The sequence below is a fragment of the Paenibacillus sp. N22P23 genome (genome assembly GCF_059383735.1).
In genome coordinates, this window is sequence record NZ_JBXENT010000003.1 from 373,042 (window position 1) to 389,993 (window position 16,952).

The following is a 16,952-nucleotide window of genomic DNA, read 5'->3' on the forward strand; positions in this document are numbered from 1 at the left end:
CTCTATCCTGAACTGCAGAACTACTGCTGCTGCCTCTACTGAACTCTCACTCCGGCGAGCAGTTCCTTCAACCCAACCTCCGGCGCGGCAACCGGGAAATATTCCAGTCCCATATAACCTTCGTAGCCAGCCGCATCAAGCGCATCGAAAATCCGACCGTAATGCAGTTCCCCCGAACTCAGCTCATGACGACCCGGATTGCCCGCAGCATGGAAATGACCAATCAGTTCCAAATTCGGAAGGATGTTCGCAAGCAGATTGCCCTCCATAATTTGCTGATGATAGATATCGAAGACCAGCTTCACGTTCGGACTTCCGACCTGGCGGATAATATGAAAAGCTTCTTCGGATGAGGATAAATAATAGCCTTTGTGATCAACAAGCGTGTTTAGCGGTTCCAGCACAACGGTGATGCCTGCTTCCTCAAGCAGCGGCGCGCTCGCACGAAGCCCGTCAATAATGGATTGCTGCTGTACTTCCCGCGGCACATCGACTAATTCTTGGCCAACGGTCAAAATCAATGTCCGGCAATTTAGCTGCTTGGCAGCGGCAATGGACTCTCGAAGTCCATTCAGATAAGCCTCTCGCAACGATTCATCGACCAAGTTCGCCGATTTCACGCACATGGACGCAATCGTCATGTTGTAATCGCTTGCATATTGCGCAAGACGGTCCACATCCTTATCCCACCACGACCAGAACTCAACGGTGTCATACCCGATGCCGCGAACTTCCTCCAAGCTGGCGAAAAAATCCTTCCCGTTATACAGAGCGTCCAAACATACTGACAGTTTCATTACAGCATCCCCTTAGACCACTGAATTTTCCACAACTTCCGCGAATCCAATTAAAGCATTCTATACTTGGTCTTACAGCTACTTATGTCTGATCGGTCAGCCTAATTAAGTACTACCCGAGTCGATTATAGGTCTGCTGGCAGGCAGCTGTAAAGAAGATATTGGAAAAGGGCTGAGCACCGGATTTGATCCGAATGCCAGCCCTTAAAAGTAAGCGACGTTTTATCCTTCCACTTGAAAAGCTTCCTTCAAAGTCTGAATCCCTTTGCTGGCTACTTCAAGTGCCGTAAGCGTTTCAAAATCCTCAATGAACAATTCCACCGATAGAAAACCGCGGTAGCCGGAAGCATATAGCACTTCAGCAATCTCTTTCAGTGGAGCAACACCTTCACCGGGGAATACCCGTTCCGCATCCGTAATGGATTCTCTAGAAGGGGAGGCCGGATAGTCATTGGCATGCACAATGCCGATCTGACTGCCCTGCAGCTGTTTCAAGTCCTCAACACGACTTCCGCCAGTGTACATATGGAATGGGTCCAGCAGTACCTGTGCTTGCTCGATGCCGGAAGCAAGAACGACTTCCTTCGCTTCGTTAACGGTCGAAAGCTTGCTCGCTCTGCCCCAGAACTCCAAATAAACATCAATGCCGATTTCACGGCCAAGCGCCGTCAGTTCCGCATAATACTGTCCCATTTCGCTCAAGGAAACACTGGCCACATCGCCAAAAGGAGGCGCAGCCGCAGCGCGGCAGCCAAGTTCAGCCAGCATACGCAGCTCGCGCTCCGCTTGGGCAAACCCCTCTGCACGTACTGCTGCATCCGCATCCGCCCACTTAAAGAAAGCAATCGCGTTCGCGAACACAACGTTGTTATGGCTCAAGCACGCTCTGATTTGCTCAGCTGTGCCGCCGCCTGTCAGGAAAGCTTCAATATCCGAAACCCAAAGCTCAATACCTTCATAACCTGCTTCGGCAGCAACCTTGATCTGCTCCAGCACATTCAGCTTAAAAGGAAATAATGTCGAAGCGTTCAATGACGCTTGGAATGGAAACATATCTTCGTTCCTCCTATTTTGCAGACGAGCCCGTCAGCCTAGAGCTTAACCGGCAGCGTTCTGCCTTCCTCACTGCTTTGAAGCGCAAGCTCGATCAAACGGATCGCATTTCTCGCTTCTTCCGGCTTCACATTCAGTTCTGCTTGTCCAGTGATATGCTTGTAAATATTCTCGTAATACCCCTTGTAGGACGAGTGAAACGTTTCAACAACGCCTTCAAAGTGCATGCTTCCGATCGAAGAATTGAGCTTTCCCCAATTTTCTCGCGGTTCCATACCGAATCCGTGGTCGCCCGGCATCCCGCCGCCAAGCAGCGTAGCCTCCTGCGGATCGGTTCCGTATTTGATGAAAGAGCCTTCCGTGCCATGCAATACATAACGCGGGCTGGCTTCACGCACAAACTTCGAGGACTTCACTCGTACTCTCATCTCATTGCCATAGAACAGCGTCACATCAAAGAAATCATGAGCCTCTGCTCCTTCTCGCTGCACACGCACATCGCCGTTGATGGCATCAGGTATGCCGAAGAGCGTAAGTGCTTGGTCGAAGAAATGAACGCCCAGATCGTAGAACACGCCTGATCCAGGTTGTGCGCCTTCACGCCAGTTTGTTGAATTCATGACCGGATCGAAGCCGTCCCATGAGAAGGTAACGTCTTTCACTTCGCCGATCATGCCTTGACGAAGCAGTTCTTGAATGGTCAAGTAATCGCCGTCATATCTGCGGTTATGATAGACGCTGAGCACTTTGCCCTGCTCTTTGGCCAGGGCAATAAGCTCGTCCGCTTCTGCGGAAGTTGGCGTGAAAGGCTTCTCTACGACCACATGCTTGCCAGCGAGCAGCGCGTCTTTTACGAATGCGTAATGATCCGTACTTGGTGTCGTCACGATAATAAGGTCGATGCTCGGATCCTCATACAGATGTCGGACATCGTTAACGACGTTCACCCAAGGGTATTTCTCCTTGGAATGAGCGCTTCTGCGCTCGACAACGGCAGCTAGTTCCAGCCCGTCAACAGCGTCTACAAAAGGCGCATGAAAAATACGGCCGGCAAAACCGTAACCGATCAGTCCAACTCGAATTTTTTCACTCATGATTTTAAGACCCCCATCTTATTTCAAATGTGCTATGCGTCTAGTTGATTATATTTCAAGCCAAGCGGCAGTGGAGCCGGCACTTCGCATGGTGCTGTAACTGCAATATGTTTGCCGCTCTCAGCGCTGTCGAGTATACCAATTGTAATATCAAGCACATGCCTGGAAAGCTCTCCGCTTGCACGGTGCGGTCTTCCGGATTGAATCGCATAAGCCATGTCGGCTACGCCAATGCCGCGGCTGTTCTTCGAGAAACCGTGGGAATATGGGAACTCTCGCACCGTACCGTTCGCTTGCTGCAGCGTAATCGCACCATCAAACATGTTCGGATCATTTACAACCAGATTGCCTTCTGTACCGTAAATCTCCAGGCGCGGCGTGTAGCCGAAGCTCTCTTTGCCGACTTGCAGCGTTGCGGAGACGCCGTTATCAAACTCCAGCAAGGCAGAAACATGCATAGGCGCTGTAACCGGTACCGTTTCGCCAAAACGAGGCGATTTCGGGTTCGTCACCGTAAACTCACGATTCACATTGCCTACGGAGCCAGACACTTTACGAACCGGACCAAGTAAATTAACGAATGCCGTCAGGTAGTAAGGCGCCATATCGAAAATCGGATCCCAGCCGGTTTGCAGGAAATTGTGGAATCCCGGATGCATCGCGTCGTAAGCGTTGCCCATAATAATCAATCCGCTTGCCGCATACGGTGTACCAATCCAGCCATCTTCGATCAGCTTGCGAGCGGTTTGAAGGCCTGCACCAAGGAATGTATCCGGCGCGATTCCGACACGGAGACCTTTCTCGCGAGCCAAATCAAGGACGCGGTCAGCATCTTCACGTGTTAGCGCAAACGGCTTCTCCGCATAGACATGCTTGCCAGCATGTAGGATCTGCAAGTTTACTTCAGTATGAACAGTCGGGGAAGTTAAGTTAATGACGATTTCTACCTCAGGCATAGCCAGCAGTTCTTCAACCGAACAAGCCTTAGGGATGCCGAACTCCTCTGCACGCTTTTGCGCAGATTCTACGAACAGATCTGCGATGGCGACAACTTCAAGCACACCGCTGAAAATGCCCGTGCAGTTCTCCAGATAAATGCCGCTGATTGCGCCGCAGCCAATGATACCCACTTTCGTTTTACGCATACGTCCACCTTTCCTGATCCAATACCATTAGGTTTATTAGAATAAACTTACTATCGTTCAACTTCTCTCTATAATGCCGTAACTCCTTCTTTCTTTCCAGTCTAAAATTTGGTGGAACGGCGTCCATGTTTTATTTTCTCGGTTCTACTATGGTAAAGTTTGAATTAGCAATGTAGAGAACAATTCGGAAAAATCGCATCTGGCGGAATGGACGCCTACGGGAGGCAGAACGATGATTGAGCGTATTTTTGAGCTGCAATGCGAAGACGGTACCATTCGTCATGCTTGTGAATGGAGGCCCGAGAATAGGCAGCTTGTTCGAGCCGTTATATGTCTCATCCACGGAATGGGTGAGCATATCGGCCGTTACCGGCATGTTGCTGAAATGTTTGCGGCAGCCGGGTACGCGGTCTTCGGCTTCGATCAAGTAGGCCATGGGAAGACCGAAGGCAAACGCGGACACACATCGTCTTATGATGCACTGCTTCGCGGTGTTGATTCCATGCTGATTACGGCAAATGAAAGCTTCCCGGATACACCGGTATTCCTATACGGACATAGCATGGGCGGCAATGTTACGCTGAACTACGCCCTCCGGCGGAAACCGGATGTTGACGGGGTTATCGTCACGGGTCCTTGGCTGATGCTCGCCTTTAACCCGCCTCCGCTCCAAGTCATGATCGCACGTATTGTAAACCGATTATTCCCGTCTTATTCCAATAATAGACCTATGGTCGGTGACCATTTGACTTCTGATCCGGTCATGATCAAACGGTTTCAAGAGGATCCGCTTGGCCATGGCTCCATCACCGCTCGCTTCTTCCTCAGCGTGCAAACTGCCGGAATGTGGGCTTTAAAGCATGCTGCCGAGTGGCGATTGCCGCTGCTGCTCATGCATGGTGGGAGCGACAAAGTAACCTCAATTAAAGCCAGCCGGCAGTTCGCCGACTTGGCTGGTGCTCCCTGCACCTTCATCGAGTGGCCCAGCCTCAAGCACGAGCTTCATAACGAGCTCGATCGCGAGGATGTGTTCGACACGATGAAGGAATGGCTGGCGCAGCAGCTTGGGGAGTAGCTCGCTTGGCGCGAGGTGCGCGTCGGTGGGGTGACGCTTAGGCGCGGCCGGCGCTGGCGTTTGGAAGCTGAGAGTCGGGTTTTGCGACTCTCGTGCTTCGGCACGAGCCGGATTGTAGGTTTTTCGATGCTGAGAGTCAGGTTTTACGACTCTCAGCTTCTTTTTGGGGCGGTTTGGCCGGTGAGAGTCGCATTTTGCGACTCTCGCGCTTCGGCGCGAGCTGGATTGTAGGTTTTTCGGAGCTGAGAGTCGGGTTTTGCGACTCTCAGCTCCTTTTTGGGGCGGTTTCGCCGATGAGAGTCGCGTTTTGCGACTCTCACCGCTGCTATCGGTGGTCGATATCATGCGCTGGAGGTTACTTTTCTGCGGCTGCGAATACTTTAAGCGGAATATCCGCTTATCTCGCCTCTTTCGAGCTATTTCCACCACTATTAGCGGATATGCCTCTTACATCGGTGGATATCATGCGCTGGAGGTTACTTTTCTGCAGTCGCGAACTCTTTAAGCGCAATAGCCGCTTAACTTGCTTCTTTCGAGCCATTTATTCCACTGTTAACGGATAAGCCGCTTATTCCGGTGGAAATCACCCGCAGGATGCAACTTTTCTTCGGTCGCGTGCACTGTAAGCGGAATAGTCGCTTACAGTGCCACTTTCGAGCCGCTTCTTCTTCTATTAGCGGATATGCCGCATATGGCGGGGGATCATGCGAGGGCAGCTACTTTTTCGCAGATGCGGGCACCGGTAGCGGATATGCCGCTTATAGCGGTGGAGATCATGCGCAGGAAGCTATTTTTCTGCGGTTGCGGGCAGCGAGCGCGGAGGATATCAGCTCGGTCCAAGCACCTCGCTGCCACAACAAAAAAAGTCGAGAACAAGCCGCATCGCTCAGCCTGTTCTCGACTTCCTCTCTACCCTAGGACGATCCGATCGTCCGACAGCTGGCGGCCGCTGATTTGCTCGAATTCGCCGAGCAGCTGCGGAACCGTCAGGTCGCGTTTGCGTGATTCTGGGATATCCAGAATGATGCGGCCTTTATCCATCATGATCAAGCGATTGCCGAGGCGAATCGCCTGCTCCATATTGTGCGTAACCATGAGCGTCGTCAGCTTCATTTCGCGGACGATCTCTTCTGTTAAGACCGTGATGAGCTCCGCGCGAGCCGGATCAAGTGCTGCCGTATGTTCGTCCAGCAGCAAAATTTGCGGCTTCGTAAACGTCGCCATCAGCAGGCTGAGCGCCTGACGCTCGCCGCCGGACAGCAAGCCGACCTTCGCGCTCATCCGTTCCTCGAGCCGAATGCCTAAGCGCTGCAACTGCTCGTGGAAAAGCTTGCGCTTCGCTTTACTAGCACCCCAGCTGAGGCCACGCTTCTTGCCGCGCATATAGGCCATCGACAGGTTCTCCTCGATCGACATCGTCGGAGCGGTACCTGCCATCGGATCCTGGAATACACGACCGATCCAGCGGCTGCGTTCATGCTCCGGCAGATGGTGAATCGTCTTGCCATCGATGCGAACCTCGCCGATATCCGGCTTCATGACGCCGGAGATGATGTTCATGAGCGTCGATTTACCTGCGCCGTTGCTGCCGATAACCGTAACGAAGTCGCCTGGATTCAGCTTCAGCTGAATGTTCATCAGCGCGATCTTCTCATCCGGCGTTCCGGGATTAAATAGCTTGGATACTTGTGCAATTTCCAGCATGTTAAGCTCGACCTCCCTTACTGCCAGCGCCAATGAGCAGCTCCTGGGTTCGTTTTCGGGCCAAAGCCTTCTGCTTCATGGAGCGCCGAACGGTCGGAATAACCAGTGCAGCGACTACGATCAGGGCCGTAATCATTTTCAAATCTGAAGCATCGAAGAACTCGACACGCAGCGCAAGCGCGTAGATAATCCGGTACACAATGGAGCCGAGAACAGCTGCCAATGTTGCTTGAAACACGGTGCGGAAGCCGAATATCGCCTCCCCGATGATAACCGAAGCAAGCCCCAGTACGATCGTTCCGACCCCCATGGACATGTCCGCAAAACCCGACTCCTGCGCGATTAACGCACCGGATAGCGCAACGAGTCCGTTCGATAGACTCACGCCGATGATTTTGGTCGTATCCGTGTTGGCACCGAGGCTGCGAATCATGCGGGCATTATCACCGGTTGCACGAAGCGCAAGGCCCACATCCGTATGAAGAAACCCATCCAGCAGCAATTTAACGAGCAGCACAAGTACGGCAAGAACCGGAATGAACACCCAGCTATTGTCCGAAATAGCCGAGAACAAGGTGTCTGTATTCACAAGCGAAATGTTCGGCTTACCCATAATCCGCAGATTAATGGAGTAGAGAGCGATCATCATGAGAATACCGGCAAGAAGCCCATTGATTTTGCCTTTTGTATGAAGAAGGCCTGTCAACGCACCCGCAGCCAACCCGCAAAGAAAAGCACAAATGGTTGAAATCCACGGCTCATAGCCATGCGTAATCATGATCGCCGCAACAGCGCCGCCTGTCGTGTAACTGCCGTCAACAGTCAAATCGGGAAAATCGAGTATGCGGAACGTGATGTAGACGCCGATCGCCATTAAAGCATACAGCAGACCAAGCTCTACCGCTCCGATCATTGATCCTAGCATCGTCATTGCCTCCTTAATAAAATAGAAAAGGAGCGAGCGACAGGAACCGCCCACTCCGATTAACCTTTAATTATTTAATGATGTTAGTGTCTTGATCTTTCACTTCGCTCTTCATCTCGTCTGTGACCGTGATGCCTTGTGCTTCAGCGGCTTTCAGGTTAAGGATAAGATCCAGCTTCTCCGGCACAGTTACTTTCATGTCAGCTGGTTTCTTGCCATCCTTCAAAATTTCAACAGCCATTTGACCAACTTGGTAGCCATGATCATAGTATTTGAAGCCTACCGTTGCAAAAGCACCTTTCTCAACTGTATCGCGATCGCTCGAGAAGAATGGGATTTTGTTATCGTTAGCTACTTTAATGATGGAGTCAACACTGCTTACGACTGTGTTATCCAGTGCGATGTAAAGTGCATCTGCACGACCAACCAACGATTCAGCCGCTTGGCTTACTTCGGAAGTTGCCGTTACAGGCGCTTTAAGCAGCTTGATGTTGTGCTCGGCAAGAGCTTTCTCAGCCAGGTCTGCCATAATTACCGCATTCGGCTCGCCTTCGTTGATGACCATACCTACTGTTTTCACGTTCGTGAATTTACTTGCGACAAATTCCATCAGCTGTGTAATCGCTGCAGGGTTCGTATCGGACGCACCGGAAACGTTACCGCCCGGCTTGTCCAAGCTGCTGACGATCTTCGCCGCAAGCGGATCGGTTACAGCCGCGAACAATACCGGATTTTCTTTCTCTTCTTGTACAACAGCAAGCGCTGACGGTGTTGCGATACCTAGAATGAGATCGTAATCTTTGGAAGCGATCTTCTGAGCGATAGATAGATTATTGCTGGCATCCGCTTGCGCGTTATTCATATCAACCTTCAGGTTGTCACCTTCTGTAATACCGGCATCCTTAAGTGCTGCCAGGAAACCTTCACGTGTTGCGTCAAGCGACGGGTGCTCGACATACTGCGAAATCGCGATCGAATACGTTTTGGAATCTGCGTTGTTGCCAGAACCTGACGTGTTGTCATTTTTGGCCCCACAGCCAGTTACCGCTACAAGTGCAGCCGCTGAGATAAGGAGAGAAGCAATCATCTTTTTCTTCACAATTATTACCCCTTTTCATAAATGTTTGTCTAGTAACCCGTTAACGCACATATGCTTTGACTCGGAAAAGTGCCAAAGTGATAATCCTTATTCTAACGGCGAGGACACAATTTCGTCAATTTATTAAACAAATTTAATAGTTTTCCATTGTTTAGGGGTTGTTCGGTACGTTTTTTTGAATAATCGGATAAAATAACTCGTCTCCATCCCAAGCTGCATTGCGACCTTCTCCACACTGCCGCTCGCACCCCCAAGCTCCTCCAAGAGCTGTACCGCCCGCTTCATTCGGATGCGATTCATATACTGATTTGGCGTCATCCCATAGTGGCTTACGAACAAGCGATGAAAATGCTGTGCCGAGTAACCGGACGCTCGGGCCACATTAGTCAGCAGCAATCGTTCATTATAATGGTCATGCATCAGTTGAACGCCTGCTTTCAGCGCGGCATTGCCGTCGCCCCCGGGGGTAACGGATTGCTTCAGCTCCCTGTCGCCTTTTCCCCGAATGGCAGCTAATAGCAAATCATAAGCGCCAAGAGAAGCCTCCCAATAGCCGTCTTCACCGCTTACGCCGATCAGATGCCATAGCTGTTCGAGCTTCTCCCACAGCTCGTTAAAGTTAGATGGGTTAAAAAGATAATGGTTGTCCCGCGCTGCCGCTTCCGTTTCCGTTTCGGATGATCCAATGATCGTATCCAGCATCACTTCCGCCGCTGTACCTCGAAACGCCACAAAACCAAGCTCCCACTCCCCATCCGCGACAGAGTGAGGATAATATTCATGGCTCACATGCTCCTTCAGCAGCAATGCACTTCCCGGCCTCAGCACGATATCCTCACTGCCTTTGATGCAAAATATGCCTGTCCCTTGTCGAGTCAGAAACAGCTGATGGGTGGGGAATCCTTCGGGCCTTATCAAATGCTTCTGCTCATGGCTGCCTATGCAATATATGGACAGCGGCAGTGGTTTATTTCGCTGAGGCAGCTCTGCCAGTACAAAAGGGAGCATACGGTCATCATCCTTTTATGTTCAAATTGTCCGATTTATTATTCATTTCGTTCGATGCGAATCATTCACTAATATTCTAATATGGAGTTCATACGGACTGCAAACCAATAATCCTAATGCGTGAATTGTACGATAATAGTTCAGGAGGATTTCAATCATGACAACGATGACGCAAAAGTTTCCACCGATCAGTGATAAGCTCCCTGCTTTCATGCACGGCGCCGACTACAATCCGGACCAGTGGCAGCAATACCCGGAGGTCCTTGCCGAAGATATTCGACTGATGAAGCTCGCAGGCTGCAATACGATGGCTGTAGGCATTTTCGCATGGGCTGCACTGGAGCCGGAGGAAGGTGTATTCACCTTCGAATGGATGGACCGCCTTCTGGATACATTCGCAGCCAATGGGATCTTCGCTTGGCTTGCTACACCAAGCGGCGCGCGTCCGGCATGGATGGCTCAGCAATATCCCGAAGTACTCCGCATAGAAGCTAACCGTGTACGTAACCTCTTCGGTATGCGCCATAACCACTGCTTTACTTCGCCTGTTTACCGCGAGAAGACCGCCATTATGAATACGAAACTGGCCGAGCGGTATGGTAATCATCCTGCTGTCCTAGGCTGGCATATCTCGAATGAATTTAGCGGCGAATGTCATTGCGATTACTGTCAGGATGCTTTTCGCGATTGGCTGAAAGCCAAATATGGCACGTTGGATGCGCTGAACGCTGCATGGTGGACGACGTTCTGGGCGCATACCTATACGAATTGGGAGCAGATTGAGTCTCCCGCTTTCCATGGTGAATTTCTGGTCCATGCTCATAATCTGGATTGGCGTCGTTTCGTCAGCGACCAGACGGCGGATTTCTGCAGGCACGAAGTGGCCTCGGTTCGACCGGCTAATCCTAAGCTTCCGATTACGACCAATATGCATATGATTGAAGGGCTGGATTACCGCAAGCTGGCCAAAGAAATTGATGTCATTTCGTGGGACGCTTATCCGACTTGGCATTCAGCCGCCGACGACAGCGGACAGGCTGGTTTCTTTGCCTTCTATCACGACTTGTACCGTTCTTTGAAACGGAAACCTTTTCTGCTGATGGAAAGCACGCCGAGCTTAACGAACTGGCAGCCCGTCAGCAAGCTAAAGCGTCCCGGCATGCATCGACTTTCTTCGCTTCAAGCCGTGGCGCATGGCTCCGATTCGGTGCAATACTTCCAGTGGCGCAAAAGCCGCGGCTCCAGCGAGAAGTTTCACGGTGCTGTCGTCGATCACGACGGCACCGAGCATACCCGCGTATTCCGTGATGTTGCCGCACTTGGGAAGACGCTGTCCGGCTTGGCGGACGTGCTCGGCAGTGCCACGCCTTCGCAAACAGCGCTGCTCTTCGATTGGGATAATCGGTGGGCAGTCAAAGATTCGCAAGGACCGCGGAACATCGGGCTGCGTTATGAGGAAACCGTCATTGCACATCATAAGGCATTCTGGGATCTCGGTGTTCCCGTTGATGTCGTGGGCTCCGATGAGGACTGGTCTGGCTACAAACTCATCGTCGCTCCGATGCTGTACCTGTGCACGGAAGAGACGGGCCGCCGCTTAGAGGCGTTTGTCGAGAACGGCGGCACGCTCGTCACAACCTATTGGTCGGGCATTGTCGGTGCAACCGATCTCTGCCATCTCGGTGGATTCCCGGGGCCGCTGCGTAAGACGCTGGGCATCTGGGCAGAGGAAATCGAAGGACTGTATGACCATGATCGCAACGGTTTGGTACTGTCCGAAGGTAATTCGCTGGAGCTCAGCGGCACATATGAGTCGCATGAAATTTGTGAGATCATCCATGCAGAAGCCGCTGAAGTCCTTGGCGTTTATGAGAGCGACTTCTATGCTGGACAGCCGGCGCTGACCGTGAATCGACTTGGTGCAGGTCGCGCTTATCATATGGCTACGCGGCTCAAGGGTGATTTTCTGCGCGACTTCTATGCCCGTGTTGTGGAAGAGGCGGGAATCAGCCGTACATTGGACTCGGAGCTGCCGAATGGTGTGACTGCGCAGCTGCGTTCAGATGGAAAACATGATTATATCTTCGTAATGAATTTCAGCGGCAAAGCACAACATGTAACGCTGGATGGACGGGCATACGAGGATCTGGAGAGCGGAGCTGCGGTCAGCGAGTCTGTCCAGCTTGAGACGAACGGGGTCGTGCTGTTGAAGCGGAAATCGCGGGAGTAAGTCTAGACAGGAAAAGAAAAGGCGAGCTGCGTGGGATTCAGAATCCCTGCAGCTCGCCTTTCTTCAATTTAGTGAATGGATTATGCTTGCTGCACGCGGGAACGCTCACGTTTCTGCAGCAGATAGCCAATTGCGATGACAAGCAGTCCACAGATAAACGGGAAGATATTGTCCGCATACTCGGAAACTTTGTGCAGCCCCGATTTCACCGTTTCACTCTCTTCCAGCATCTCACCAGCCGTATAGCCCAGTATACCAGCGCCTATGTAGACGAGAATCGGAAACTTGTGCAGCAGCGACATAATCAACTGGCTGCCCCATACGATAATCGGGATGCTAAGCGCGACCCCCAGCGACATTAGCCAAATATTGTTGTTGGCAATGGCGGCGATCGCCAGTATATTGTCCAAGCTCATAATAAAGTCAGCCATCACGATGATACGAATGGCTTTCACGAGGGATTGCGCACCTTCAATGTCTTTGCTGTCGCCATCATCCTTGAGCAGCTGTATCGCTACCCAGAACAATAGCAACGCGCCGGCCACTTCTATGAACGGGATTTGGAGCAAATATACGGCAACTGCAGTCAAAATAATCCGCAGTCCTACAGCGGCCATCGCTCCCCACCAAACCGCTCTCTTACGGTGCTGCACAGGCAAATTACGGCTCGCAAGCGCGATTACAACAGCATTGTCGCCGCTAAGCACGAGATTAACCAGCATGATTTCTGCAAGCAATAATAGGTATTCCATTCCTCAAACTCCTTACGTCAGACTTATTATTGCAACTCCTTTGCGAAAAAACGCCGTTCTCCTTCATGCGGCTGAGGGCTCGACCTTCGCTTATCTGGCTGGCGTAGATCTTGATCTTCTTCAGCTAGTATCGCCGAATTTGCTCTTTTGTAGATCTTCTATAGCGGATTTACCGCTATCGAAGAAACAGCCGTGCCTCCGCGGCAATCTTCAGCTCACTATCCACAGCTTTACGCACAAACTATCCACATTCGATCAACAGTCTGGGGATAACTGCCATAGTTATCCCCGTTATCCCACTCCGCAGCTCTTCTTCGCAGTTGCAGTTGCAATTCCGCCTGCTCCCGCGGCAAGCTGCTGACCTTTCTGTCCTTGCGAATGACGGTACAGCTCCTCATAGTATCCGCCACGAGCGAGCAGCTCCCTATGATTGCCTTCCTCGACAATCTCGCCCTGCTTCATAACGATGATCCGGTCAGCCCCCATTATGGTGGATAAACGGTGCGCGATAACCAGCGTCGTGCGACCTTGGGAGACGACTGTCAACGCCTCTTGAATAAGCTGTTCGGAATGCGAATCCAAGTTGGCCGTCGCTTCGTCGAGGATAAGAATCTTCGGCTTAAACACGATGATTCTCGCGAATGAAATCAGCTGGCGCTCACCGGCAGACAGCCCGCTTCCCCGCTCAGACAAGCGTGTATCGTAGCCATCCTTCATCCGTCCGATCAGCGTATCTACGCCTACCAGCCTGCACGCCTCCATGACTTGTTCCCTCGTAATCGTCTCGTCAAACAAGCGGACGTTGTCGATGATGCTGCCGGAATAGAGATATGGCTCCTGCTGCACCAAGCCTATCAACCGATGAAGCATATCCTGCGGCAAATCGCGAACATCGGTGCCGTCAATCGTGACGCGGCCTTCCTGCACATCGTAGAATCGGCAGAGCAGACTGATCAGTGAGCTTTTGCCTGCCCCGGTTGTGCCGACGATCCCGATCATTTCGCCCGGCTTCACATGCAGATCCAGGTGATGAATAACCGGCAAGCCATCCTTGTAGCTGAATTTCACGCCGTCAAAATCAATCTGCCCCTTCACGGCCGAAACATCCAAGCTCCGTACCTTCTCCGCATCCCGCACATCCGGCACCGTACCGAATATTCCCCAAATCCGGTTTAAGGATACCGTTGCGGATTGAAGCGTATTCCACTGCTGCGAGATATTATTGATCGGCTGGAAGAATTGGCGAATGTACGTAATAAACGCGAAGAGTACACCAAACGGCAGACTTTCGCCAAGCACCGCATTCCCGCCAAGCCACGTGACGAAAGCAACGGACAAGTTGCCCATAATTTCAAAAGAGCGGTTAAACAGCACGTTCGTCCGAATCTCCCGCAGATTGGAGCGGAAGTAGAGCCGATTCTTCTCATCGAACTGCTTCTGCTGTTCTCTCTCCTGATGGAACACTTGAATGATGCGCATTCCGGCCAAATTTTCTGCAACAAACGCAACCATCCGCGACAGATTGGTTCTCGCCATCTGATAGGTCTTATGCATATAGGAACGGAATGCGATCGCATTCAGTGCTATGATCGGCAGCAAAATAAGGCAGTAGAGCGTCATCCTTACATCGAGCTGAAACATTAACGCGATAATGAACACCAGTGTCAGGCCGTCGCGCAGCACACTAAGCAGCACTTGCGAGAAGAACTGATTGAGCGACTCCGTATCGCTCGACACATGTGTAATAAGACTGCCGCTTGGCACGCGGTCGAAATAGGACATCGACTGCTTCGAAATATGACGGAACAGCTTCTTGCGAATCGCAGCAACGATGCCTTGGGCGGCCTTCTGAAGCAGATTATTTTGCAAGAACGTAAAGACAAAGCCTGCGATTGAAAGTAGAAGATAAAGGCCTGCAATGAGAAAAAGCGTGTCCGGGCTGCGATCACCCTTCATCAGATGATCATCGATCGCAATCTTAACCAGGTAAGGCTGCAGTAAATCCGCCGCGATGGCAACGATAATACAGCCAAATACCGCCAGAAAAGTCAACCGATGCGGCTTCGCATAAGCGATAAGCCCCTTGTAAGCGATCTTGTTACTCTCTTTGCTGGGAGCAACCGGATTATCTAATCTACCGTCTATCTTCTCGTTGTTGATTATTTTAGCCAACGCCGCTTCCCTCCTCCTGAATGGCATGGAGCATGGCATAGATGCCGCCCTGCGCAAGCAGTGATCCATGCGTTCCCCGCTGCACAATCCGGCCCTCGTCGAGCACGATGATTTCATCGGCATGTTTGAGCGCGCTGATCCGGTGAGCGATAATAATCGTTGTTTTATTCTTACGCTGCTTACGAATCGTATCAATAATGGCTGTCTCCGTAACGGCATCGACGGCACTTACGCTGTCATCCAGTATGAGAATAGGCGCATCCATCATCATGCCGCGTGCAAGTGCAGTCCGCTGACGCTGACCGCCGGAGAGCGTAACTCCCCGCTCGCCAAGCCTCGTCTCGAAGCCATCGGGAAACGACATGATGCTCTCGTGAATCTTCGCATGCCTCGCTGCTTTCTCCACCTGGGCAAAATCTGCGCTGCGTTTGTAGAACGAAATATTATCCCGAATCGTCGAGCTGAATAGGAACCCATCCTGCGGAACATAAGCAATTCCACCGCGCAAATTTTCAAGCTTCAGATTGCGTAAGTCCTTGCCACCGATGGTTACGGCCCCCAGAGGAGGATCGTAAACGCGAAGCAGCAGCTTGGTAAGTGTTGTTTTGCCGGAACCGGTTTTCCCTACGATGCCGATGGTCTTGCCCGGTGCCACCTGAAGCGAAATATGCTTAAGCGCCTCTTCCGGCGAATCCGGATACGCGAAGGACAAGTCGTTGATCGACAGCGTCTCGCGCTCCCAATCGACCTCCACCGCAGAAGGCTCTTCTATAATTTCCGGCTGCTTATTCAGCAGATCATTCAATCGCTCGACAGACGCACGAGAACGTTGAATCGTATTGATTACATTTCCGATCGCCTGCAGCGGGTTAACCATCATGCGAACGTAGAGCGTAAGGGCAACGAAGTTACCGAGCGTAATCGTACCGCCAAGTGCCAGATACCCGCCGTAAGCCAGTGTAATGATGAGGGATAGTGCCCCGAGAAAAGGAATGAGTGCTTGAAAATAAGACGAGATACGCACCAGCTTCAGCTGGTTATCCATGATTCGGTCTACTGATTTGCCGAAGCGATCATTCATAATGTCCTCTACGGCAAATTTCTTCGTCACGCGAATGCCGCCGAACTGTTCTTCCGCAGATTCCGTCATAGCACCAAGGGACTCCTGTACGGCAAGAGAGCGCTTACGAATATCCGGTCCGATTCGCACAACAACCCATGGAATGAGCAGCAGCGGCGATATACAAACCAGAATCAGATAAATCGGAATGTCGCTCAGAATCATCATGACGATAACCGATATAATGAGCATCACAGCGTTCGCCGTCTGATTAACGCCCATCGCAATCGATTCTCGAACAGTCGTTACATCATTCATGACATAACTAAGCAGCTTACCGACACCGTTCTTCGAATAGTACTGCTCGCCAAGCGTGGTGAAATGGCTAAACAGCCGCCTGCGTGTATACCATTCAAATTTTCGGCCCACATACATAATATGAAACTGCCCGATCCCGCCCAGCACGCCGTATGCAACGCCGATTAAGAGTAAGATCATGCTGGAATCCCAAACTGCGTCTTTGGTAAGTCCACCCTGCTGGAGTTGATCCGTGAAACTGCCAAGCACCTTCGGAAAATAAGCCTGAAATAAATTAGCCGCAATTGTAAACGAAATGCCGGATGCGTAGATATACCAGTTAGCTCGTATATACGTCATCAGCAACCCTCGCTGACTTGCCATGAAACAGCTCCTCCCTCTTACCAGTAATTGCATATCCTCACACAAAATTGTGTGCACAATTTAACGATCTACTCTTAGATAAATCAAGCAACTCACGCAAACATATGATTATCCAAATTTTTCTTTTTTCACACAAAATACTCAGCAAAAAAGCCTC

At 51.3% G+C, this 16,952-nt stretch carries 13 protein-coding genes; 2 read left to right on the forward strand and 11 right to left on the reverse strand.

The genetic code is table 11. The features are described from left to right. Positions 1-35: 35 nt before the first annotated feature. The 4 genes from AC506A_RS16990 to AC506A_RS17005 form a co-directional block, all read right to left on the reverse strand. Positions 36-797 carry a hydroxypyruvate isomerase family protein gene (locus AC506A_RS16990; RefSeq protein ID WP_495462199.1) on the reverse strand — a complete coding sequence of 254 codons (762 nt, stop codon included), beginning with the start codon at positions 795-797 and terminating at the stop codon, positions 36-38. Between the two features lie 222 nt (positions 798-1,019). Then, on the reverse strand, positions 1,020-1,850 hold the full coding sequence (locus tag AC506A_RS16995; RefSeq protein WP_495462200.1) for a sugar phosphate isomerase/epimerase family protein: 831 nt from the start codon (positions 1,848-1,850) through the stop codon (positions 1,020-1,022). Between the two features lie 38 nt (positions 1,851-1,888). Further along, positions 1,889-2,944, reverse strand: a complete 1,056-nt coding sequence (locus tag AC506A_RS17000) for an oxidoreductase (RefSeq protein ID WP_495462201.1) — start codon at positions 2,942-2,944, stop codon at positions 1,889-1,891. A 32-nt stretch (positions 2,945-2,976) separates the two neighbouring features. After that, positions 2,977-4,089: a Gfo/Idh/MocA family protein gene (locus AC506A_RS17005; protein WP_495462202.1), complete on the reverse strand. Its 1,113-nt coding sequence runs from the start codon at positions 4,087-4,089 to the stop codon at positions 2,977-2,979. A 232-nt stretch (positions 4,090-4,321) separates the two neighbouring features. Between AC506A_RS17005 and AC506A_RS17010 the strand changes: the two genes are divergently transcribed. Further along, complete coding sequence (locus tag AC506A_RS17010; RefSeq protein WP_495462203.1) at positions 4,322-5,164, forward strand: alpha/beta hydrolase; 843 nt, start codon at positions 4,322-4,324, stop codon at positions 5,162-5,164. Between the two features lie 909 nt (positions 5,165-6,073). Here AC506A_RS17010 and AC506A_RS17015 read toward each other — a convergent pair. The 4 genes from AC506A_RS17015 to AC506A_RS17030 form a co-directional block, all read right to left on the reverse strand. Beyond that, a complete protein-coding gene (locus tag AC506A_RS17015; RefSeq protein WP_495462204.1) occupies positions 6,074-6,868 on the reverse strand; it encodes an ABC transporter ATP-binding protein in 795 nt (264 codons plus the stop codon). A 1-nt stretch (position 6,869) separates the two neighbouring features. Then, entirely contained in the window at positions 6,870-7,793 is a 924-nt protein-coding gene (locus AC506A_RS17020) for an ABC transporter permease (RefSeq protein ID WP_495462205.1), read from the reverse strand. Positions 7,794-7,863: 70 nt separating this feature from the next. Continuing rightward, positions 7,864-8,892: an ABC transporter substrate-binding protein gene (locus AC506A_RS17025; protein WP_371264848.1), complete on the reverse strand. Its 1,029-nt coding sequence runs from the start codon at positions 8,890-8,892 to the stop codon at positions 7,864-7,866. 123 nt (positions 8,893-9,015) lie between these two features. Then, positions 9,016-9,900, reverse strand: coding sequence for an AraC family transcriptional regulator (locus AC506A_RS17030; protein WP_495462206.1), 885 nt, complete (start codon positions 9,898-9,900; stop codon positions 9,016-9,018). 166 nt (positions 9,901-10,066) lie between these two features. On the opposite strand from AC506A_RS17030, the gene AC506A_RS17035 reads away from it, so the two are divergent. After that, positions 10,067-12,130, forward strand: a complete 2,064-nt coding sequence (locus AC506A_RS17035) for a beta-galactosidase (RefSeq protein ID WP_495462430.1) — start codon at positions 10,067-10,069, stop codon at positions 12,128-12,130. Between the two features lie 80 nt (positions 12,131-12,210). Here the strand turns inward: AC506A_RS17035 and AC506A_RS17040 are convergent, their stop codons facing one another. From AC506A_RS17040 to AC506A_RS17050, 3 genes are all read right to left on the reverse strand, one after another. Further along, on the reverse strand, positions 12,211-12,882 hold the full coding sequence (locus AC506A_RS17040; protein ID WP_495462207.1) for a TerC family protein: 672 nt from the start codon (positions 12,880-12,882) through the stop codon (positions 12,211-12,213). A gap of 291 nt (positions 12,883-13,173) precedes the next feature. After that, positions 13,174-15,054 carry an ABC transporter ATP-binding protein gene (locus tag AC506A_RS17045; protein WP_495462208.1) on the reverse strand — a complete coding sequence of 627 codons (1,881 nt, stop codon included), beginning with the start codon at positions 15,052-15,054 and terminating at the stop codon, positions 13,174-13,176. Beyond that, a complete protein-coding gene (locus AC506A_RS17050) occupies positions 15,047-16,795 on the reverse strand; it encodes an ABC transporter ATP-binding protein (RefSeq protein ID WP_495462209.1) in 1,749 nt (582 codons plus the stop codon). Before AC506A_RS17050 ends, AC506A_RS17045 begins: the two co-directional genes overlap by 8 nt. Between the last annotated feature and the right edge of the window lie 157 nt (positions 16,796-16,952).